Consider the following 18,740-nt stretch of genomic DNA (forward strand, 5'->3'; position numbering starts at 1 on the left):
TCAGAACCCCTGTGCACTTGCTTTAACCAGCGCCGCCTCTTCCGCTTCCGCGCGCGGCAGGTCAGCTGTCAACTTGCCGCCAGACATCACAAGAATGCGATCGGCGACGGCCATAATTTCTTTTAAATCGGAGGTGGAGAACACCACGGCAATGCCCTGCTCTGACAGTTTCACCATCATGCGAAACACTTCCGCTTTGGCACCCACATCAATGCCCCGACTGGGCTCATCCAGCAGCAGTAAACGTGGATTGGTGAGCAATGAACGGCCAATCACCACTTTCTGCTGGTTGCCGCCACTCAGCGCACTGATCGCCACGTCGGGTGACGATATTTTGATGGCCAGATTGCCTACCGTACTGTTTACCGCTTCGCGTTCAGCTTGTTCGGCGATCACGGTGCGATGCGATAAACGTCGCCACAGGCTGGCAATGGTGAGATTGCTGGCCACAGAGGAGACCGGGAAAATACCGGCCCGTTTGCGATCTTCCGGCACCAGGCTCATGCCCATACGAATACGTTCGGCCGTTGGCAAGCGTGTGGGTAACGGTTTGCTGTCCAGCCACAGTTTGCCGAGATAGTTGCGCTGGCTGCCGAGCAGGCACTCAAACAACTCGGTGCGCCCCGCGCCCATCAGGCCATAAATGCCGACGATCTCCCCGGCGCGCACATTGAAACTGACATCGTCCACCAGCGTATTGCCATGGGCACTGACACAGGTGATGTGCTCGGCTTCCAGCACCGCCGCCCCGAACTGACGATTAGGCGGCAGAAAGTTACTCACCGGTTCGCTGCCGAGCATTTCACGCACGATCCACGGCACATCGATGTCGCTGACCTTCGCTTCCGCCTGAAAGCGACCGTCGCGCAGGATGGTGATCACATCGCCAATCGCCATCAGCTCTTCCAGCCGATGTGAGATATAAATGATGGAAACCCCCTGCCGCGTCAGTTCGCGGATCACCCGGAACAGGATCTCCACTTCGGTTTTGCTCAACGCCGAGGTCGGCTCATCCAGAATTAAGATGTCGGCGTTTTCTGCCAGCGCTTTGGCAATTTCCACCAACTGCTGCTGACCCACTTTCAGGTTGCCGACCATCTCGTCCGGTGAAATTGGCTGGTCGAGACGTTGCAATAACGCAGCCGTGCGTCGCTTCTGTTCTGCTTCGTTAATCGGGCTGATGCCGCGCTGGATTTCCCGTCCCAGAAAGATGTTCTCCGCCACGCTGAGGTTTTCGAACAGGTTGAGTTCCTGATGCACCATGCCGATACCGTGGCGGGCGGCGTCTCGCGTACTGCTCAACACCACTTTTTCGCCGTTAAGGAACATTTCGCCGCTGGTGGGCTGCTGCACCCCGGCGAGGATCTTCATCAGCGTGGATTTACCTGCCCCATTTTCACCGATGATGACGTTCACTTTGCCGCGCCACACGCGATAATCGACACGATCCAGCGCCAGGGTGCCCGGAAACAACATCGACATCTGTTTGGCCTGCAGGATGATTTCATCGCTCATCATGGATTCCCTTGCTGCAACTGAATCGCCACCACGTCATTCACCTGATTCGGCTCCATACTGACGGCTAACAGCGCCTGCACCGGTTTGCCGACCCAACTGGCATCCACCGGCGGTAGCTGCTGGACGGCATGGCGGTTCAACGCTTTAGTCAGCTGTGCGTATTGCACCTGATTGGTGAACTCTTCAAAGCGATAGCCCGCCGCATCACGAATTGCATTACTGCGCAGTACCGGCCCAATCAACACCTTGACCGGTTTGCCATTGATGGTGACAGTCAGGCTGCGTTCGCGTTCGTTGCTGTTATCAAAGGCGGTGACGGTTCCTCCGGCACGCACAAACACGCTTTCGCTGCCCCCGGCCTTGACGGTATGACTTTTGGTTTCCATATCCGCCCAGCTCAGCGCCTGCTTCTCAGCCGGTTGCTGCACCCGGCTGGCCCAGCTCGATTCGGCGATCTGCTGTGGCGTCTGGTTGCTGTAGCCGGGTTTGGCATTCGGATCTTTCGGCATGATGGGATTGCCGTTTGCATCGAGATCCACCACGGTGCAGGCGGTCAATATCAGCGATAAGAGCCCAACCATCAGCCCGGTTGCTGCTTTTCCCTTCATGCCGACCTCCGTCTTATTTCGCCAGGTTGAAGTTTTTCAGCTTCGCGGCGTTACTGTCGTCGATCAGCACGCAATCCATCAGCTGCTTCTCTTCTTTTTGCGCTTTGCCGTTTTTCAGGTAGTAATCCACCTGCTCAACCGCCATTTGTGCCTGATCCCAGCCTGGTTGCAGCACCGTGGCTTTGATGTTGCCTTTATTGATGATGGAATCGCGCGTGTAATCGCTGCCGTCAAAGCCCACGACAATTACGTTGGTTTTACCGGCGGCTTTCAGCGCGGCTTCTGCCCCCAGCGCCATGGTGTCATTCCCGGAAATCACCCCGACAATGTTGGGATTTTTCTGCAGAATGGTTTCCATGCGGCTAAAGGCTTCGGTCTGGCTCCAGTTGGCACTCTGCTGCGCCACCATCTTCATATCGGGATAGTCATCCAGCACGTCGTGATAGCCCTGTGAGCGCACGCCCGCGTTGGTATCCGACTCTTTGCCCAGCAGCTCAACGTAGTCGCCTTTGCCGTTCAACAACTTAGCGAACTTCTCTGCGCCCAACTGCGCGCCCTGATAGTTGTTAGAGACAATCTGCGCCACGGCGACGCCGGTTTTGTTGATCTCGCGGTCAATCAGGAAGGTGGGGATTCCGGCATCTTTGGCTTTTTGCACCGGGCCAACGGTGGCGTCAGCACCGGCATTATCAAGAATGATCGCTTTGGCTTTACGCGCGATGGCGGTTTCGATCAGCTGGTTCTGTTTGTTCACGTCATCATCGTGCGAGGCCACCAGCGTGGTGTAACCGAGCGCTTTGGCTTTCTCTTGCGCGCCATCGGCTTCAGCTTTAAAGAACGGGTTATCGTGAGAAGGCGTGATGATAGCAATCAAGCCTTTTTCTGCCGCCAGCGTTGCCGCTGAAGCTAACATCAGTGAAGCCAGTAGGGTCATTTTGAGGACAGAAGCTTTCATTGATTTTTCTCCGCTTGAATATATATTCAATTGCGATTTTATATGCATAATGACTATGCGCTGGCTTCCTGAACTCGTCCATCGCGCGATCCTGAAAAAGCGAAAACGATCACAAAATGTTCTGCGTTGTTATTTAAGACAGCCTGATTAACAATACCAGGCAGGTTAAGAGAGAGAAAAAACCATGGCAAAACAGGACGAACAGCGGCTGATGGTAAAAATCGCCACGCTTTATTATGTGGAAGGCATGAAGCAGTCCGATATTGCGCAACTGCTGAAGCTGTCGCAATCCTTTGTGTCACGCATCCTCAATCGCAGCGTGAAAGAAGGCGTAGTGAAAATCAGCGTGGTGCCACCCGCCAATGTCTATCCCGAACTGGAGAAGGCGATTGAGCAGCAGTATCAGCTGCCACAGGTGATTGTGGTCGATGTGCCGGATCAGGCTTCCGCGCTGCAAATTAAACAGGCGATTGGTTCAGCGGCGGCGCACTATCTGGAAACCCGCCTGCGCGCCGATGAACTGATCGGCATTTCATCATGGAGTGGCACCATTCGCGCGATGGTGGACGCGTTGCATCCGCTGAGTGCGCCCTGCAAAGGCGTGATCCAGCTGCTTGGTGGGGTGGGTGCGAACGGCAACGTGCAGGCCACCATCCTGACGCAGAATCTTGCGGCGCTGCTGGATTGTCCGGCCTGGCTGCTGCCGTCGCAGTCGATTGAGCATTCAGTGCAGGATCGTCAACGCTTATCAGTAAACCCAGACGTGGCCGTGGTGCTGGAAAAGTTTGATCAAGTGGATCTGGCGATTGTCGGCATTGGCGATCTTGAGCCTTCCGCGCTGCTACGCAATTCCGGCAACTACTATGACGGCGAGATGCTGCGCACGCTGGCCGAGCGCGGTGCGGTGGGCGATATCTGTTTGCATTATTTTGATGCTGACGGAAAACCGGTATTGAACGCCGAGGAAGATCCGGTGATTGGCATGGAGCTGGCGCAGGTTAAACAGTGTGCGCAAGTGGTGGCACTGGCGGGCGGCAAAGAGAAAGCCCAGGCGATTCGCGGAGCGTTGCGCGGTGGATATGTGAAAGTGCTGATTGTGGATTATCCCACCGCACGATTGCTGATGGAATGACCGATTTAACCGGGCACCTTAAGACGCGGCCCTGACGAGCCGCGCTTCGCAAAGACAACTTACCCGATGGTTCGGTAGGCCGTTGTGACCTTCCACAGATAACGTGGTGCCTGTGCCGCCGGATGTTTATCCTGCACATGCTGATAGAATTCGTCCGGCGTCATCGAGTTGATCATCGCAATCGCCCGATCGCGATTCCGTGAGAAGGTGCGCAGCAACGCACCGGCACCGTTGGCGTAAGAAACGATGGTGGCATAACGCAGCGTGAGTGGATTGCGAATACCGGCCAACTCAGAATCCTGCAGCAGCTTGAGATATGCCGCACCGATATCGATATTTCTCGCTGGATCGCGCAATTCCGAAGACGTCGGCTGACCGTGACGTCCCTGAGTGCGATACACCGCACGCCCCGCCGTTGAGGCTTTAATCTGCATCAACCCTACCGCGTTTGAACGGCTGGTAACGGTGGGATTGCCCCCGGATTCGACACTAATAATGGCGCTGATTAACTTCTCATCAACGCCATAATGACTGGCGGCATCTTCGGTAAACATTGACCATGCATCATTCACTTTCGACGGTGGTGCCTGGGTTAATGGCGTATTTTTCTCTGGCACGACCGTTTTTTCTGGCTCACTGGCACAGCCCGCGAGCAACAGCGCAGATAGCATAAGTAGTCGAATTTTCACTGATTTTTGGTTCCGCAATAGAGTTGGCGCAAGCTATCATACCTGGCGCAGCGCAATGCAAAATTACCGTTTATCCTAAATACGTAAAAAACCTTGTGCTGCCGTGACATCGGTAACGGATTTCGCCATCATCGGCATGCCACTTTAAATCAGGATGAACGCTATGCTTTCCCCCCGATCTATTCGTCTGATCGCCCCCTCCGGCTATTGCCATAATCAGGATGCGGCCCAACGTGCAGTGAGTCGTTTACAGGCTCAGGGACATCAGTTGGACAACTTATCAGCGATTACACGCCGCTTCCAGCGTTTTGCGGGCGAAGACGGGGAACGGTTGAATGATGTGAACCAGCTGGCAACACTGAGCACGCTGCCCGATATTGTGCTGGCGGTGCGCGGTGGGTACGGTGCCTCGCGTTTGCTGGATCAGATTGATTATGTCGGTCTGCAGCGCCGGCTGCTCAATCAACCTATCGCGCTTTGTGGACACAGTGATTTTACCGCGATTCAACTGGCGTTACTGGCGCAAACCGGGCTGGTGACCTTCAGCGGCCCGATGCTGGCCGGCAACTTCGGCGCAGAGGCATTATCCGAATTTACCCTGTCACACTTTTGGCAGGCGCTCTCTTCTCCTACAGTCAACATAGGCTGGCAGACCCACAGCCCGGATGCGGGACGCTGGCAAGGGACCTTGTGGGGTGGCAATCTGGCGATGATCTGCTCACTGATCGGCACACCCTGGATGCCACAAATTGAAAACGGCATTTTGGTGATCGAGGATGTGAATGAGCATCCTTTCCGCATAGAGCGTATGCTGATTCAACTGCAACAGAGCGGCATTCTGGCGCGCCAGCGGGCGATCATCACCGGCAGTTTCACCAGCACGTCACTGTCGGCTTATGACAATGGTTTCGATTTTGCCAGCGTATGGCAACGCATCCGCGATGAATATCAGCTACCGGTGATCAGCGAACTGGCGTTTGGCCACGATGCCGACACCGTCACGCTGCCGCTGGGTGCCAGCGCCACCTTACAGCTTGAACAGGGCGAAGCACAGCTTGCCTTCACCGGCCACCCGACATTGCGCTAACGTTTTGCCGCAGGAGACCGACATTGAAGCCACTGTACGAAGATTTGTGGATCTCCACCCCGGAATTTCCCGCCGAAGAGACGGCGCAAGATTTAATGATGCATGGCTTTATGCTGCGCCATCCGCGCGGCAATCTGGTCATCGGCCGTGTCGAGCATCCGCTCGATCATGAGTTTCTCAATGATGCGGGCGGGGTGATTCGCCACTACCTCACCCACTGGCATGAAGCCGCGCCCGGCGCCGTGGCGATCCAGCAGCGTTTTAACAGTGCGCTCTACTGCCACAGCCGTTCACTGGGGCCCGTCAGTCTGATTGTCGAACCTGATGAGACCTTCATTCAGCAGGAAAGCCACTTTGGTGATTTCCATCTGCTGCCCACACCCGGCCACACGCCGGGCAGCTGCAGTTACCTTTATCACTCCCCGCTGGGCCAGACCTATCTGTTCGTTGGCGATACCTTGACCTGTGACTACAACCGCTGGATCAGCGTGTTGGTACCGGAGAGTAATCCGCTGGAGTTACAGCAATCACTGGAGCTGTACCGCGCGCTGCGCCCGGATGTCGTGCTGATGAGTACCACGCGTGGTCACTTATCATGGGCCAAAGTCGATTTGCAGAGTTGGCTGGCGGCGATTGATGAGGCAGAGCAATCGCCGCTGGATTTACGCCAGCAGCCACTGATCTAGTTACAGCGATTTACTGAGGTAATGACGCTGATGCAGACGCGGATAATTATCGAGGCTAAAGCGTAAGGTGTAGCCCATCTTTTCATAGAACGGGCGCGCCTGGAAACTGGCCGTATCAACCTGCGCATAAAGGCAACCACGGGCGCGGGCTTCTGTTTCGGCGGCCTGAATCAACTGCGTGCCAGCGCCCTGCCCACGTAACGCATCGCCGACCCATAGCAGGTCGATGCGCAGCCAGTTACCAAAGGTGGAACCGGTCAACCCGGCCAGCTTGCGGCCAGAAGCATCCTTAATGAAGACGCCAATCGCCTGCATCTCACTGGGATCGATAAAGCGGCTGTTATATTCGGTGAGGCCAAGACGGACGTCATCCAGATCTTGTGCTGTGACGGTGTCGGTTACGCTTAATTGCATCGTCTTCTCCTTTGACAGGCAACTATGAATTGGGGCGCTGGCTATCGTCGTAACGTTCCAGCGAAAGAATTTCCGCATCGCGTTTTTCGGTGCGATTGCAGGGGATGAGTTTATCGCTATCGGCATAGACAAAGAACGTATCGTCATTGTTTTTGTTCACAATCAGCTGATCGCCATTACGAAAACGCGTGATCGCCACTTTATCCCCGCCTTGCAAACGCGTGCGCTGTTGCCCTGCTGCAATTTGAAAATGACGTGTTGGCCACATCAGCGTACTTAAACCGTATTCCGCACGCGATACCGTCATGGTCGGGCGCCCCGGACAGGTAATTTGAAATTCGGTTTCGCTCCAGGCCGGCGCGATATGGCACGCCATTAAGCCAACGGCAATAGCTATCGCCTTCATTGGGATCTCCGCTGAGGTTAGATGATGATTTCGTTGGGTTTTATGCAGAGAAGCGTAACACAGAAAAAAGCGAGAAGACGAATAATGGCCCGTTGAGTACGGGCCTGCAAGGATAGAAGGGTAAAGGAAACGTTAGTTAACCGAGTTCATATCTTTGATTTGATTACGGTTTATCTGCTGTTCTTTACCATCAATATCTTTGTAAGTAATCATGCCGGTATCTTCATCCACTTTCGGTTTACCCTGCACCACAATGGTCTGCCCATCGGTGGTGTGCATGACGTGATCAGATGCGCAGCCCGCCAGCAGTAGGCCGAGGCTAAAAGTACCGATTAAAAGCAATGTCTTTTTCATCTCATCCTCCTTTTGGATTCACTGTCAGGTTTAGCACAGCGCGCAGTAATGTGAACCAGGAGAAAGATTAATCTGTGCAGAACAATTGCTGCGCATCAGCCGATATCGACTGAGCAGCAGCTATATTGCATGGATTTCCATCGCAAACGGATGGGGAAGGAATGACCGAAAGGGATTACTCTGCTGCAACCTGTGCGGCAACTAACATTAACGCCAGACCCGCATCTTCCGGATCGAAGCCTTGCATCACTTCTTGTATGGCCGCTACACAGTTCATTACCTGCTTTTTTTTGTCGGCTTCTAATTTATCAATCGCGTGCTGAAGAATCATTAAACTGGCTTCTTCTTCTTTCATAGATTTGCCCTTGTTTTGCTTACCTGATGCGCAACGCTGGCAAGAATAACGTTTATCTGCTACCAAAGTCACCCCTTTACATTCTTACCGCTTAACGATTAAGCAAATGACAAATGGGAAGCGGTGCCAGACCTGCTATGATCAGCATATCAGTGGGCATTGACGGGCCACTGCAAACAAGGAATCGAACCAGGACAGGATCATGTTGCGAATCACGGTAGTACTCACCCTTTTATTATTGGCTGGTTGCAGCTCCACGCCCAAAGGTGTCGACTGCCCGGGCGAAGTCGCGACCATTTATGGACAATCAATGGGGCAGACGCAGGCGCGCATTTTCGATTTGGTGAATGCCTTTACGGTCACGCGTGATGGCGTGGCGGTGAAAAGTGGCACATTGCACTCCAGCGATCGCTTCCAGTATGTCCCTTCTGCCGTGACGCCTGAGGGCTTCACCGCTCAGCGGCTGTCAGATAAGCAATTCCGTCTGATCAACCCTTATCAGAACACCATGATTACCTGGACGTGCCCTTAAACGTGCTTAGCCGGGAAAGATGGTTTATTGTCAGGCTTCCTCACGCTGCGGACCTGTACTATGGAAAAGAGTCTGGACAATAACGGCTACATCGATTTCCCCTTCCCCGCTTCCACCAACGCGGATGGTTCGGTGAATCCTTGTGGATTTGACCTCACGCTGCAGACCGATCGCATCGACGAAATCTCAGCGGGTAAACATTCCGAAAATTTACGGCGTTTGCTGGAAGAGGTGAATCTGCAGGATGGAGTGTTCATGACCCTGGCCTGTGACTGGCAGCAGCGTGACGATGGCGTGTGTGGATTTATCGATGTGGCATTGCGCCCGGCGCTATCGAGTGGCAGCAGTGAGGAGACGCAAAGTCTGGATCAGGCATTTGAACTCTATCTGAGCCGACAAGAGAAGCAGCACAACATGCAGAGCGGCACCCTGGTCAATTACGCCCGCGCCGTGCTGGATTGGGGCTGGTCACCTTTGCATCAGCGTCATATGCGCTATGAGAAAGTCACCATTCGCTATTATTGTCAGCAAGCCGACGATGCCGAGTGGTGTTTCGATCATCTTCGCCATTTTTTGGTGACCTGGTATCCGGCTTATCGCGGCAATCCCTAAGGGCGTCTCGTGACACCCTTAGGGATTAGGGTTTGACCAGACGAATCGCATGCTCCAGCATCCGCTGTTCGTCGCGTTCATCATGCGCGCGATGATGGCGGGTTCGCTGCAATAAATCGGTGATTTCAGCGCGTTTAGTTTCGTGGCCACATTCGGATAGGACAATCACCGCGTCGCCAATGACCCGACACACTTCATCGTAATCGTCTTCACTTAATACATCACGTTTCATCTCTCCTCCCAGTGTGACACGGCCTGATTTCCGCAAATCAAAAGGCCTGCTACTTCGTTTAAGCCTGGACAGAGTTCAACAATCCTGCAAACCACTGTTACAACCTCGTTGGCCTGCGGGTTGCTGGTCTGAAAATCTGTGACTACGCTGAATCGTAATATTCACAACCAGCAGGGAGTCATCATGACTGATAAAGCGGAAGCAAAATTGAATGAAGCAGCGGGCGCAGTTGAAGAAAAAATCGGGGAATGGACCGGCTCTCGCAAACATCAGGCTAAAGGTGCCGCGCGTCGTTATCCCGCGCAAGCCAGTTATGCTGTGCAGGATGCAGCAGATTGCGTGGTCAAATCGGTACGTGATAATCCGGCAACTGGCCTGGCGGTAGCGGCCAGCATCGGCATTATTGTCGGTTTCCTGCTGGGCAGGAAATAAGCGGCGATGGGGGGCCTTCCTGGCCCCAACGCTTATTGATGATGACCGGCCTCATCCAACCTTTCCTGAATATGTTCATCCGGCGTCTCTGCCACATCAGCCGTGCTGTTATTCACATCCAGATGACGCCCCTGGTGCACAGTGATATTCACTGGCACGTCAGGTAATTGCGCACAGCTGCCAAATGACACCAGTAAAAAGAACCACGCCGCTAATGACGTCTTTGCCATCTTCACTTCCACCCACACTGTTTTGAGTCGGGCCAGATTGCCTGACAGAGTGCAAATTAGCGTCAGTGCTGCGCAAAGCTGTGTGGGAAGATGTGAGCAATCAGGCTTGTGAACGGCGTACTTTGAAGCGCGCCACCATGGTCATCAATGCCTGATAAATCAATCCAGCGTACAAGCTTTTCACCACCACCATACTGATGGCCTCACCCTGCGCCTGCCACGAAGTGAACCACATGAAAATGCCCCACAGCAGCGAAAACAGCAACCAGCCCTTAACGAATTTGATGACACCTTGCATACCACCTCCAGAATCTGAAGCGCAGAACATAGCGGGTTTTGCCACAAAAGGCACGACGAGGGGTTCATGGATGCTATCTGTTTCAAAGTTTTGCGAAATGTATTGTCAGCCGCGAACCGCCGTTAAGAAATTGCGCACTTGTCGCATACAGTATGATCACAGTTTGTGATTGAATCCCCGCCAACGTTGTCAGGCATGTTGTGAATATGAATTATTTAAGCGATATCCAGAAATTTATTGAGAGTAACACCCTGCTATCCACCACTTTTAGCTTGCTGCTGCTGGTGATTGCGGGGATGGTGACGCATCTGATCTGCAAATTCTTTGTGGTGAAGGTGGTGCGCAAGGTCTTCTTCAGCACACACAAAAAACAGGTTCCACTTGATAAAGATGTGCGGCTATCTGAAAAGCTCTCAAACTTTATTCCGGTGATCACGGTCTATTACCTGCTGCAGTTTATGCCAGATCTGCCCGAGCATCTGCTGATTGCTATTAAGACTATCTGCGGCATTTTGTTCTTTGTTTATCTGTCGCTGTTCTTCACAGAAGTGCTGGAGATTGTTAACAACTCCTACTCCCGCAAATCAAAGCGTAAGAATCACTCGATCAAGGGCTATATTCAGGTCGGCAAGATCCTGGTGCACATTATTTCGGCGATCATGATTCTGGCCATTATGTCGAATAAATCGCCAGTGATTATTATCTCAAGTTTGGGTGCGGTTGCTGCGGTATTAATGTTGGTGTTCCAGCACACCTTAATGTCGCTGGTGGCGAATATTCAGGTGTCATCCAACGATGTGCTGCAACTTGGTGACTGGATTGAGATGCCGGATAAAGGCATTAGCGGCGAAGTGATTGATATTGCACTGCACACCATTACGCTGCGTAACTGGGATAACACTTTGTCACGCATCCCGACGAAAAACTTCCTCACCGAAACCTATACCAACTGGCAGGCGATGTTCTCCTCCGGCGCGCGCCGTATTATGCGTAGCTTCCACCTCGACCAAATGTCGATTCGCTTTCTCGATCACGAACTCATTCAGCAGATGAGCCAGATTCGCGGTGTTAACGAACAGCTGTCAGCGTTAATGGATGGCCGTGACAGCAATGCAGTGGGCGATCGTTGGTTTGCTGACAACGGCATGACCAACTTGACGGTGTTCCGCAAATATCTCACCGCGTGGCTGTCGCAGCGCGATGATATTAAGCAGGATATGTATATCGTGGTGCGCACCATGAAGCCCTCGCCGGAAGGTTTGCCGGTAGAAGTCTATTGCTTCACCTCGTCGATATTTTGGGTGGAGTATGAGAATTCGCAGTCAGCGATCTTCGAATATATCTATGCGATTGTCGGCCAGTTTGGCCTGCGCATGTATCAGCATCCGGGCGGCAATGATTTCTGGCGCTTGTCGCAGCAGCATGCGTCATCCGCCAAATCCGTTGAACAGCAGGCCGATTAACTTAGCGCATAAAAAAACGGGAGCCATGGGCTCCCGTCTCAATTTCTGGCTGGCAGAAATTACATGTTCGCGATGATCGCGTCACCAAACTCTGAACATTTCAGCAGTTTAGCGCCATCCATCAGACGCTCGAAGTCATAGGTCACGGTCTTAGCAGCGATAGCGCCTTCCATGCCTTTAACAATCAGGTCTGCGGCTTCGAACCACTCCATATGACGCAGCATCATTTCTGCGGACAGGATAACGGAACCTGGGTTCACTTTATCCTGACCCGCGTACTTAGGTGCAGTACCGTGGGTTGCTTCGAACAGTGCGCACTCGTCACCGATGTTCGCGCCAGGTGCGATACCGATACCACCAACCTGTGCCGCCAGGGCATCAGAGATGTAGTCACCGTTCAGGTTCATACAGGCGATAACGTCGTATTCTGCTGGACGCAACAGGATCTGCTGCAGGAAGGCGTCAGCGATCACGTCTTTAACGATGATTTCTTTGCCAGTGTTTGGATTCTTGAACTTCATCCATGGACCGCCATCGATCAGCTCGCCGCCGAACTCTTCTTTCACCAACTGGTAGCCCCAGTCTTTGAATGAGCCTTCGGTGAACTTCATGATGTTGCCTTTGTGAACCAGGGTCAGTGAGTCACGATCGTTGGTGATGGTGTACTCAACCGCAGCACGCACCAGACGTTTAGTGCCCTCTTCAGAGCACGGCTTCACGCCGATACCACACTGCTCAGGGAAGCGAATTTTCTTCACGCCCATCTCTTCGCGCAGGAACTTGATCACTTTGTCCGCTTCTGGCGTGCCCGCTTTCCACTCGATACCCGCATAGATATCTTCTGAGTTTTCACGGAAGATCACCATGTCGGTATCTTCTGGGCGTTTAACCGGGCTTGGAGTGCCGGTGTAGTAGCGAACCGGACGCAGACACACGTACAGATCCAGCTCCTGACGCAGCGCCACGTTCAGAGAACGAATACCGCCGCCAACTGGCGTAGTCAGTGGGCCTTTGATGGCAACGCGGTACTCTTTGATTAAATCGAGGGTTTCTTGCGGCAGCCAGACGTCCTGGCCGTAAAGTTCTACTGATTTCTCACCAGTATAAATTTCCATCCAGGAAATTTTGCGCTCGCCGTTGTAGGCTTTCTTCACAGCGGCATCAACCACTTTCAGCATAACAGGGGAAACATCAACGCCGATGCCATCACCTTCGATGTAAGGAATGACTGGGTTATTCGGAACAGTGAGTTTGCCCTGAACCAGGGTGATTTTTTGACCTTCCGCCGGAACAACTACTTTGCTTTCCATCAACCTCTCCTTCGAGCGATTTTTTGTTAATGATTTGTAAGATGCGGGTCAATACTACTTGAATATTTCCGCTACGCCAATCACCGCAGTTTCGCGTTATAATGCGCCGATTGTTTCTGACTGCAAAGCCCATGCGAAAAACTTCTCAACGAATTCACCAGGATAAGCGTCCAAACACCGCAGCACGCCAGCCCGTGCGCCGTGACACACGTCCAAAAGGACCGCGACGCGTCATACTCTTTAACAAACCTTTCGATGTTTTACCGCAGTTCAGTGATGAAGCGGGACGCCGCACGCTCAAGGATTTCGTGCCGGTTAGCGACGTTTATGCCGCCGGCCGCCTCGATCGCGACAGCGAAGGTTTGATGATTCTGACCAACGATGGCGCGCTACAGGCGCAACTTACGCAGCCCGGAAAGCGCACCGGAAAAATCTATTATGTGCAGATTGAAGGTGCACCACAGGAATCAGATTTATCCCTGTTACGCAACGGCGTCACCCTCAATGATGGACCCACGCTGCCTGCTGGCGTGGAATTAGTGACCGAGCCAGCGTGGCTGTGGCCGCGCCAGCCGCCGATCCGCGAGCGTAAAGCGATCCCGACCAGTTGGTTGAAAATCACCCTGTACGAAGGACGTAACCGTCAGGTGCGGCGCATGACGGCGCATATTGGTTTTCCCACCTTACGCCTGATTCGCTTTGCTATGGGCCATTATCAGCTCGACGATTTAGCCTTGGGTGAGTGGCGCGAAGTGAATGCAGAAGCTTAAAACAGGTTTTTTCAATAACTTTTAGTTAACAAATTCGGAGGAAGGATGTTTAAACCTCATGTAACCGTAGCCTGCATTGTGCAGGCACAAGGCGAATTGCTGGTGGTCGAGGAGCGTGTTCATGGCCGTATTACCTGGAATCAGCCGGCGGGCCATCTCGAAGCCAATGAAACGATTTTAGAAGCGGCGCAGCGTGAGTTGTTTGAAGAGACCGGCATTGACGCTCAACCTGAGTATTTCCTCGGTGTGCAGCAGTGGATCGCGCCTGACGATACACCTTTTGTGCGTTTCCTGTTTGGCCTCGATCTGCCAGAAAAATGCGAGACGTCCCCGCACGATCGCGACATCGATTGCTGCTGGTGGCTGCTGCCAGAGCAGATTCTGACGGCGAATCGCCTGCGTTCACCGCTGGTCGCTGAGAGTGTACGATTGTGGCAGCAAGGCGCACGTTATCCGCTGCAACTGGTGGCGCCGTTCCAATGGCCGTTTCACGAAGGTGCGCGCCCGGCTTCGGCATGATAGAATGCGCCGCCTGTTTTTATCGTAATTAAGAGTGCGTCATGTCTGACAACAGCCAGAAAAAAGTGATCGTCGGGATGTCCGGCGGCGTCGATTCTTCCGTATCCGCCTGGTTACTGCAACAGCAGGGCTATCAGGTTGAAGGCCTGTTCATGAAGAACTGGGAGGAAGACGACGGCGAGGAGTATTGCACCGCCGCTGATGATCTGGCTGACGCTCAAGCCGTGTGTGACAAACTCGGCATTAAACTGCACAAAATCAACTTCGCGGCTGAGTACTGGGATAACGTGTTCGAACACTTCCTGGAAGAGTACAAAGCGGGCCGCACGCCAAACCCCGATATTCTGTGCAATAAAGAGATCAAATTTAAAGCCTTCCTTGAATTCGCGGCTGAAGATCTCGGTGCAGACTTCATCGCCACCGGTCACTATGTGCGCCGCGCCGATGTGAATGGCACCAGCCAGTTACTGCGCGGTCTCGACGGCAATAAAGATCAGAGTTACTTCCTCTACACCCTGAGCCATGAACAGATTGCGCAAAGCTTGTTCCCGGTGGGGGAACTGGAGAAGCCTGAAGTACGCCGTATCGCTGAAGAACTGGATTTGATCACCGCGAAGAAAAAAGACTCGACCGGCATCTGCTTTATCGGCGAGCGCAAATTCCGCGACTTCCTTGGTCGTTACTTACCTGCACAACCGGGCGAAATCGAAACCGTTGAGGGTGAGATTGTCGGTGAGCACCAGGGGCTGATGTATCACACGCTGGGTCAGCGCAAAGGATTAGGTATTGGTGGTCGCAAAGAGAGCAATGACGATCCCTGGTATGTGGTCGACAAAGACGTCGCACGCAATCGCCTGGTGGTGGCTCAGGGTGCGGAACATCCACGCCTGATGTCTGTGGGCTTGGTCGCTCAGCAACTGGATTGGGTTGATCGCCAAACGATGACGGCCCCGCTGCGCTGCACGGTGAAAACCCGTTATCGCCAGACCGATATTCCCTGTGAAATCATTCCGCTCGATAGCAATCGTATTGAAGTGCGTTTTGACGAGCCGGTTGCGGCCGTCACGCCTGGCCAGTCGGCCGTATTTTATCTGGGTGATGTTTGCCTCGGCGGCGGCATTATTGAACAGCGCCTGCCATTGGCAGAAGCCTGAGGTCGGCGCTGCCGACGCGATGACAGGAGTTAAGCGTGGCCAAGAACTATTATGAGATAACGCTCGCGCTGGCGGGTATTTGTCAGTCCGCGCATCTGGTGCAGCAATTAGCGCATCAGGGCAGTTGCAACAATGCCGCATTAACCGTGTCGCTGCGCAGCCTGCTGGATCTGAACCCCGGCTCGACGCTGGCGGTATTTGGCAATGATGAAGCGAATCTGCATCTCGGCCTGGAATCGCTGATGGCGGTGTTGAACAGCGGCAGCCGCCAGGGTGCCGGGGCCGAACTGACACGTTACACCCTGAGTATGATGGTGCTGGAGCGCAAATTGCACGGCAACAGCGCGGCGCTGAACACCCTTTCTCAGCGTATTGCGCAGCTTGATCGCCAACTCGCGCATTACGAGCTGGAATCTGAAACCATCACCAGTGCCATGGCAGGGATTTATGTCGATGTCATTAGCCCACTGGGTCCGCGCATTCAGGTCACCGGTTCGCCGCAGGTATTACAGAATTCTCAGGTACAGAGTAAAGTGCGTGCCACCTTACTGGCAGGTATTCGTGCTGCTGTGCTGTGGCAGCAGGTTGGCGGTGGCCGCCTGCAGCTGATGTTCTCGCGTCAGCGTTTGCTGCGTGAAGCCAAAACCATTTTATCCCGGTTGGGCCCGGCGTATTAAGCGCCGCCCTGCCCTAATTTGTTAACGATTCAGGAGTTGCACTGATGGAATTATCCTCTCTGACCGCCGTCTCACCTGTCGATGGCCGTTATGGCGATAAAGTCAGCCCGCTGCGCGCCATTTTCAGCGAATACGGTTTGCTGAAATTCCGCGTTGAGGTTGAAGTTCGCTGGTTACAGAAACTGGCTACGACCGCAGAGATCAAGGAAGTTCCTGCATTTGATGCTGACGCAAACGCTTTCCTTGATGCCATTGTCGCCAATTTCAGCGAAGAAGACGCGGCGCGCATCAAAACCATCGAACGCACCACCAACCACGACGTCAAAGCGGTTGAGTACTTCCTGAAAGAGAAAGTGGCTGATGTCCCTGCGCTGCATGCGGTATCCGAGTTCATCCACTTCGCCTGTACTTCTGAAGATATTAACAACCTGTCTCACGCGCTGATGCTTGAAACCGCTCGCCGTGACGTCATCGTGCCTTTCTGGAACAAAATTATCGATGCGGTGAAAGGTCTGGCGCAGGAATATCGCGATATCCCGCTGCTGTCGCGTACGCATGGCCAACCCGCTACGCCATCCACCATGGGTAAAGAGATGGCTAACGTCGCTTACCGTATGGAACGTCAGCTGCGTCAATTGAGCAAAATCGAAGTGCTGGGCAAAATCAACGGCGCGGTCGGCAACTACAACGCCCACATCGCTGCGTATCCGGAAGTAGACTGGCATCAGCTGAGCGAGCAGTTTGTTACCTCACTGGGCGTCACCTGGAACCCGTACACCACTCAGATCGAACCGCATGATTACATCGCGGAACTGTTTGATTGCATCGCACGTTTCAACACCATTCTGATCGACTTTGACCGTGATATCTGGGGCTACGTTGCCCTGAATCACTTCAAGCAGAAAACTATCGCGGGCGAAATTGGCTCTTCCACCATGCCGCATAAAGTGAACCCGATTGACTTCGAAAACTCTGAAGGCAACCTCGGTCTGGCGAATGCGGTGATGCAGCACCTGGCGAGCAAACTGCCGGTTTCCCGCTGGCAGCGCGATCTCACCGACTCTACCGTACTGCGTAACCTCGGCGTCGGCGTGGGCTATGCGCTGATCGCTTATCAGGCGACGTTGAAAGGTATCTCTAAACTGGAAGTGAACCGCGATCGTCTGCTGGACGAACTGGATCACAACTGGGAAGTGCTGGCCGAGCCGATCCAGACCGTGATGCGCCGCTACGGTATCGAGAAGCCATACGAAAAGCTGAAAGAGCTGACGCGTGGTAAACGTGTAGATGCAGCCGGTATGCAGGCCTTCATCGACAGTCTCGAACTGCCGGAAGAAGAGAAAGTGCGTCTGAAGCAGATGACACCGGCCAACTATCTCGGCCGCGCCATTCAGATGGTTGATGATTTAAAATAATTATTAACGGTGTGCCTGCGGGCACACCCTTTTTTCCCCTCAGGCATCCGAGCAACAGCAAATTGGCCAGTGCATCAATCCCTTGTTGCCTGCGTCCGGAATGAATGCTCGCCGCTTTTTGCTGCTGTCGTTCAAACGATGACAATCAAGTGTTGTTCTCTTGTTTAGCTCGCTTAACATATACTCTTGCCATCATCACTGAGTTTGAAGGTAAGGAAATTCTATGCGTGTTCTGGTTGTGGAAGATAATGCACTGCTGCGTCATCATCTCGCCGTGCAGTTACGTGAAATGGGTCATCAGGTGGATGCTGCCGAAGATGCCAAAGAAGCCGACTATTTCCTGCAGGAACACATTCCCGACATTGCGCTGGTCGATTTAGGCTTGCCTGATGAAGATGGCATGTCGTTGATTCGTCGCTGGCGCGGCGATGCTGTGCGTCAACCGATTCTGGTGTTGACGGCACGTGAAGGCTGGCAGGCTAAAGTGGAAGCACTCGAAGCCGGTGCCGATGACTACGTCACCAAACCTTTCCATATCGAAGAAGTCGCTGCACGTTTGCAGGCGCTGATGCGTCGCAACAGTGGACACGCTTCGCAGATCATTGCGATGCCGCCGTTCCAGGTTGATCTGTCACGTCGCGAAGTCACCGTCAATGATGCACCGGTCAAACTCACCGCCTTTGAGTACACCATTGTAGAAACCTTGATCCGCAACGCCGGAAAAGTGGTCAGCAAAGATTCGCTGATGCTGCAACTCTATCCCGATGCCGAACTGCGCGAGAGCCACACCATTGATGTTTTGATGGGGCGCCTGCGTAAAAAGATTCTTGCGCTCCATCCGACCGAAGTGATTAACACCGTGCGCGGCCAGGGCTATCGCTTTGATCTCTGA

The 18,740-nt window shown here is 53.4% G+C and carries 25 protein-coding genes; 13 read left to right on the plus strand and 12 right to left on the minus strand.

All coding sequences use genetic code 11. The annotated features are described in order from the left end of the window. Genes WFP70_RS08910 through WFP70_RS08920 form a run of 3 tightly spaced genes read right to left on the minus strand, consistent with a single transcriptional unit; the run spans position 1 to position 3,081 of the window. Positions 1-1,515 (minus strand): sugar ABC transporter ATP-binding protein, encoded by a 1,515-nt coding sequence (locus tag WFP70_RS08910; protein ID WP_097119204.1) that lies wholly within the window; start codon positions 1,513-1,515, stop codon positions 1-3. Then, positions 1,515-2,126 (minus strand): DUF2291 family protein, encoded by a 612-nt coding sequence (locus WFP70_RS08915; RefSeq protein WP_160832510.1) that lies wholly within the window; start codon positions 2,124-2,126, stop codon positions 1,515-1,517. The genes WFP70_RS08910 and WFP70_RS08915 overlap by 1 nt, the downstream gene beginning before the upstream one ends. A 13-nt stretch (positions 2,127-2,139) precedes the next feature. Beyond that, positions 2,140-3,081, minus strand: a complete 942-nt coding sequence (locus WFP70_RS08920) for a D-ribose ABC transporter substrate-binding protein (RefSeq protein WP_034821972.1) — start codon at positions 3,079-3,081, stop codon at positions 2,140-2,142. Between the two features lie 184 nt (positions 3,082-3,265). Between WFP70_RS08920 and WFP70_RS08925 the strand changes: the two genes are divergently transcribed. Beyond that, positions 3,266-4,213 (plus strand): sugar-binding transcriptional regulator, encoded by a 948-nt coding sequence (locus WFP70_RS08925; protein ID WP_034821975.1) that lies wholly within the window; start codon positions 3,266-3,268, stop codon positions 4,211-4,213. 59 nt (positions 4,214-4,272) lie between these two features. Here the strand turns inward: WFP70_RS08925 and emtA are convergent, their stop codons facing one another. Next, on the minus strand, positions 4,273-4,902 hold the full coding sequence (gene emtA / locus WFP70_RS08930) for a membrane-bound lytic murein transglycosylase EmtA (RefSeq protein WP_075564066.1): 630 nt from the start codon (positions 4,900-4,902) through the stop codon (positions 4,273-4,275). A 163-nt stretch (positions 4,903-5,065) separates the two neighbouring features. Here emtA and ldcA point away from each other — a divergent pair, with 163 nt between their 5' ends. Both ldcA and WFP70_RS08940 read left to right on the plus strand, forming a co-directional pair. Continuing rightward, positions 5,066-5,989 (plus strand): muramoyltetrapeptide carboxypeptidase, encoded by a 924-nt coding sequence (ldcA, locus tag WFP70_RS08935; protein ID WP_045833039.1) that lies wholly within the window; start codon positions 5,066-5,068, stop codon positions 5,987-5,989. A 23-nt stretch (positions 5,990-6,012) separates the two neighbouring features. Next, complete coding sequence (locus WFP70_RS08940) at positions 6,013-6,675, plus strand: MBL fold metallo-hydrolase (protein ID WP_038647517.1); 663 nt, start codon at positions 6,013-6,015, stop codon at positions 6,673-6,675. On the opposite strand, the gene WFP70_RS08945 is transcribed toward WFP70_RS08940, so the two are convergent. From WFP70_RS08945 to WFP70_RS08960, 4 genes are all read right to left on the minus strand, one after another. Further along, the gene (locus WFP70_RS08945) at positions 6,676-7,089 is read right to left on the minus strand and encodes a GNAT family N-acetyltransferase (RefSeq protein WP_045813895.1); all 414 of its coding nucleotides are present in this window, start codon (positions 7,087-7,089) and stop codon (positions 6,676-6,678) included. It lies immediately after the preceding gene. Between the two features lie 22 nt (positions 7,090-7,111). After that, entirely contained in the window at positions 7,112-7,495 is a 384-nt protein-coding gene (locus WFP70_RS08950) for a hypothetical protein (protein ID WP_034821987.1), read from the minus strand. A gap of 132 nt (positions 7,496-7,627) precedes the next feature. Continuing rightward, positions 7,628-7,849, minus strand: a complete 222-nt coding sequence (locus tag WFP70_RS08955) for a YgdI/YgdR family lipoprotein (protein WP_058962298.1) — start codon at positions 7,847-7,849, stop codon at positions 7,628-7,630. Positions 7,850-8,024: 175 nt separating this feature from the next. Beyond that, positions 8,025-8,204, minus strand: a complete 180-nt coding sequence (locus tag WFP70_RS08960; RefSeq protein WP_034821992.1) for a hypothetical protein — start codon at positions 8,202-8,204, stop codon at positions 8,025-8,027. A gap of 202 nt (positions 8,205-8,406) precedes the next feature. Between WFP70_RS08960 and WFP70_RS08965 the strand changes: the two genes are divergently transcribed. Both WFP70_RS08965 and WFP70_RS08970 read left to right on the plus strand, forming a co-directional pair. Further along, on the plus strand, positions 8,407-8,736 hold the full coding sequence (locus WFP70_RS08965; protein ID WP_034821995.1) for a hypothetical protein: 330 nt from the start codon (positions 8,407-8,409) through the stop codon (positions 8,734-8,736). A gap of 60 nt (positions 8,737-8,796) precedes the next feature. Next, positions 8,797-9,348, plus strand: coding sequence for a hypothetical protein (locus WFP70_RS08970; protein ID WP_337023226.1), 552 nt, complete (start codon positions 8,797-8,799; stop codon positions 9,346-9,348). 25 nt (positions 9,349-9,373) lie between these two features. On the opposite strand, the gene WFP70_RS08975 is transcribed toward WFP70_RS08970, so the two are convergent. Next, on the minus strand, positions 9,374-9,580 hold the full coding sequence (locus WFP70_RS08975) for a DUF2767 family protein (RefSeq protein ID WP_034822002.1): 207 nt from the start codon (positions 9,578-9,580) through the stop codon (positions 9,374-9,376). A gap of 183 nt (positions 9,581-9,763) precedes the next feature. Here WFP70_RS08975 and WFP70_RS08980 point away from each other — a divergent pair, with 183 nt between their 5' ends. After that, complete coding sequence (locus WFP70_RS08980) at positions 9,764-10,012, plus strand: DUF883 family protein (protein ID WP_034822005.1); 249 nt, start codon at positions 9,764-9,766, stop codon at positions 10,010-10,012. Positions 10,013-10,044: 32 nt separating this feature from the next. Here the strand turns inward: WFP70_RS08980 and WFP70_RS08985 are convergent, their stop codons facing one another. Next, positions 10,045-10,242, minus strand: a complete 198-nt coding sequence (locus WFP70_RS08985) for a hypothetical protein (protein WP_038647530.1) — start codon at positions 10,240-10,242, stop codon at positions 10,045-10,047. A gap of 100 nt (positions 10,243-10,342) precedes the next feature. Continuing rightward, on the minus strand, positions 10,343-10,540 hold the full coding sequence (locus tag WFP70_RS08990; protein ID WP_337023225.1) for a DUF6404 family protein: 198 nt from the start codon (positions 10,538-10,540) through the stop codon (positions 10,343-10,345). 206 nt (positions 10,541-10,746) lie between these two features. Here WFP70_RS08990 and WFP70_RS08995 point away from each other — a divergent pair, with 206 nt between their 5' ends. Beyond that, positions 10,747-12,003, plus strand: a complete 1,257-nt coding sequence (locus tag WFP70_RS08995) for a mechanosensitive ion channel family protein (protein WP_045813885.1) — start codon at positions 10,747-10,749, stop codon at positions 12,001-12,003. A 59-nt stretch (positions 12,004-12,062) separates the two neighbouring features. Here the strand turns inward: WFP70_RS08995 and icd are convergent, their stop codons facing one another. Beyond that, positions 12,063-13,313, minus strand: a complete 1,251-nt coding sequence (icd, locus tag WFP70_RS09000) for an NADP-dependent isocitrate dehydrogenase (RefSeq protein WP_038647536.1) — start codon at positions 13,311-13,313, stop codon at positions 12,063-12,065. Between the two features lie 101 nt (positions 13,314-13,414). On the opposite strand from icd, the gene rluE reads away from it, so the two are divergent. The 6 genes from rluE to phoP all read left to right on the plus strand — a co-directional run bounded on the left by rluE (position 13,415) and on the right by phoP (position 18,740). Continuing rightward, positions 13,415-14,083 (plus strand): 23S rRNA pseudouridine(2457) synthase RluE, encoded by a 669-nt coding sequence (gene rluE / locus WFP70_RS09005; protein ID WP_337023224.1) that lies wholly within the window; start codon positions 13,415-13,417, stop codon positions 14,081-14,083. A 45-nt stretch (positions 14,084-14,128) separates the two neighbouring features. Further along, on the plus strand, positions 14,129-14,602 hold the full coding sequence (locus WFP70_RS09010) for an NUDIX hydrolase (protein WP_337023223.1): 474 nt from the start codon (positions 14,129-14,131) through the stop codon (positions 14,600-14,602). Between the two features lie 41 nt (positions 14,603-14,643). Continuing rightward, complete coding sequence (mnmA, locus tag WFP70_RS09015; RefSeq protein WP_337023222.1) at positions 14,644-15,756, plus strand: tRNA 2-thiouridine(34) synthase MnmA; 1,113 nt, start codon at positions 14,644-14,646, stop codon at positions 15,754-15,756. Positions 15,757-15,791: 35 nt separating this feature from the next. Next, positions 15,792-16,433: a high frequency lysogenization protein HflD gene (gene hflD / locus WFP70_RS09020; RefSeq protein ID WP_034822031.1), complete on the plus strand. Its 642-nt coding sequence runs from the start codon at positions 15,792-15,794 to the stop codon at positions 16,431-16,433. A 44-nt stretch (positions 16,434-16,477) separates the two neighbouring features. Further along, positions 16,478-17,848 carry an adenylosuccinate lyase gene (purB, locus tag WFP70_RS09025; protein WP_034822034.1) on the plus strand — a complete coding sequence of 457 codons (1,371 nt, stop codon included), beginning with the start codon at positions 16,478-16,480 and terminating at the stop codon, positions 17,846-17,848. A gap of 223 nt (positions 17,849-18,071) precedes the next feature. Further along, a complete protein-coding gene (gene phoP / locus WFP70_RS09030; protein ID WP_034822036.1) occupies positions 18,072-18,740 on the plus strand; it encodes a two-component system response regulator PhoP in 669 nt (222 codons plus the stop codon).

Source organism: Pantoea sp. USMM079, from assembly GCF_037153115.1.
GTDB lineage: Bacteria > Pseudomonadota > Gammaproteobacteria > Enterobacterales > Enterobacteriaceae > Pantoea > Pantoea communis.

What these genes read in the sequence shown, in the direction of transcription:
- WFP70_RS08910 (WP_097119204.1), bottom strand. Translation starts at nt 1,515, where the DNA reads ATGAGCGATGAAATCATCCTGCAGGCCAAACAGATGTCGATGTTGTTT.
- WFP70_RS08915 (WP_160832510.1), bottom strand. Translation starts at nt 2,126, where the DNA reads ATGAAGGGAAAAGCAGCAACCGGGCTGATGGTTGGGCTCTTATCGCTG.
- WFP70_RS08920 (WP_034821972.1), bottom strand. Translation starts at nt 3,081, where the DNA reads ATGAAAGCTTCTGTCCTCAAAATGACCCTACTGGCTTCACTGATGTTA.
- WFP70_RS08925 (WP_034821975.1), top strand. Translation starts at nt 3,266, where the DNA reads ATGGCAAAACAGGACGAACAGCGGCTGATGGTAAAAATCGCCACGCTT.
- ldcA (WP_045833039.1), top strand. Translation starts at nt 5,066, where the DNA reads ATGCTTTCCCCCCGATCTATTCGTCTGATCGCCCCCTCCGGCTATTGC.
- WFP70_RS08945 (WP_045813895.1), bottom strand. Translation starts at nt 7,089, where the DNA reads ATGCAATTAAGCGTAACCGACACCGTCACAGCACAAGATCTGGATGAC.
- WFP70_RS08950 (WP_034821987.1), bottom strand. Translation starts at nt 7,495, where the DNA reads ATGAAGGCGATAGCTATTGCCGTTGGCTTAATGGCGTGCCATATCGCG.
- WFP70_RS08955 (WP_058962298.1), bottom strand. Translation starts at nt 7,849, where the DNA reads ATGAAAAAGACATTGCTTTTAATCGGTACTTTTAGCCTCGGCCTACTG.
- WFP70_RS08960 (WP_034821992.1), bottom strand. Translation starts at nt 8,204, where the DNA reads ATGAAAGAAGAAGAAGCCAGTTTAATGATTCTTCAGCACGCGATTGAT.
- WFP70_RS08965 (WP_034821995.1), top strand. Translation starts at nt 8,407, where the DNA reads ATGTTGCGAATCACGGTAGTACTCACCCTTTTATTATTGGCTGGTTGC.
- WFP70_RS08970 (WP_337023226.1), top strand. Translation starts at nt 8,797, where the DNA reads ATGGAAAAGAGTCTGGACAATAACGGCTACATCGATTTCCCCTTCCCC.
- WFP70_RS08975 (WP_034822002.1), bottom strand. Translation starts at nt 9,580, where the DNA reads ATGAAACGTGATGTATTAAGTGAAGACGATTACGATGAAGTGTGTCGG.
- WFP70_RS08980 (WP_034822005.1), top strand. Translation starts at nt 9,764, where the DNA reads ATGACTGATAAAGCGGAAGCAAAATTGAATGAAGCAGCGGGCGCAGTT.
- WFP70_RS08985 (WP_038647530.1), bottom strand. Translation starts at nt 10,242, where the DNA reads ATGGCAAAGACGTCATTAGCGGCGTGGTTCTTTTTACTGGTGTCATTT.
- WFP70_RS08990 (WP_337023225.1), bottom strand. Translation starts at nt 10,540, where the DNA reads ATGCAAGGTGTCATCAAATTCGTTAAGGGCTGGTTGCTGTTTTCGCTG.
- WFP70_RS08995 (WP_045813885.1), top strand. Translation starts at nt 10,747, where the DNA reads ATGAATTATTTAAGCGATATCCAGAAATTTATTGAGAGTAACACCCTG.
- icd (WP_038647536.1), bottom strand. Translation starts at nt 13,313, where the DNA reads ATGGAAAGCAAAGTAGTTGTTCCGGCGGAAGGTCAAAAAATCACCCTG.
- rluE (WP_337023224.1), top strand. Translation starts at nt 13,415, where the DNA reads ATGCGCCGATTGTTTCTGACTGCAAAGCCCATGCGAAAAACTTCTCAA.
- WFP70_RS09010 (WP_337023223.1), top strand. Translation starts at nt 14,129, where the DNA reads ATGTTTAAACCTCATGTAACCGTAGCCTGCATTGTGCAGGCACAAGGC.
- mnmA (WP_337023222.1), top strand. Translation starts at nt 14,644, where the DNA reads ATGTCTGACAACAGCCAGAAAAAAGTGATCGTCGGGATGTCCGGCGGC.
- purB (WP_034822034.1), top strand. Translation starts at nt 16,478, where the DNA reads ATGGAATTATCCTCTCTGACCGCCGTCTCACCTGTCGATGGCCGTTAT.
- phoP (WP_034822036.1), top strand. Translation starts at nt 18,072, where the DNA reads ATGCGTGTTCTGGTTGTGGAAGATAATGCACTGCTGCGTCATCATCTC.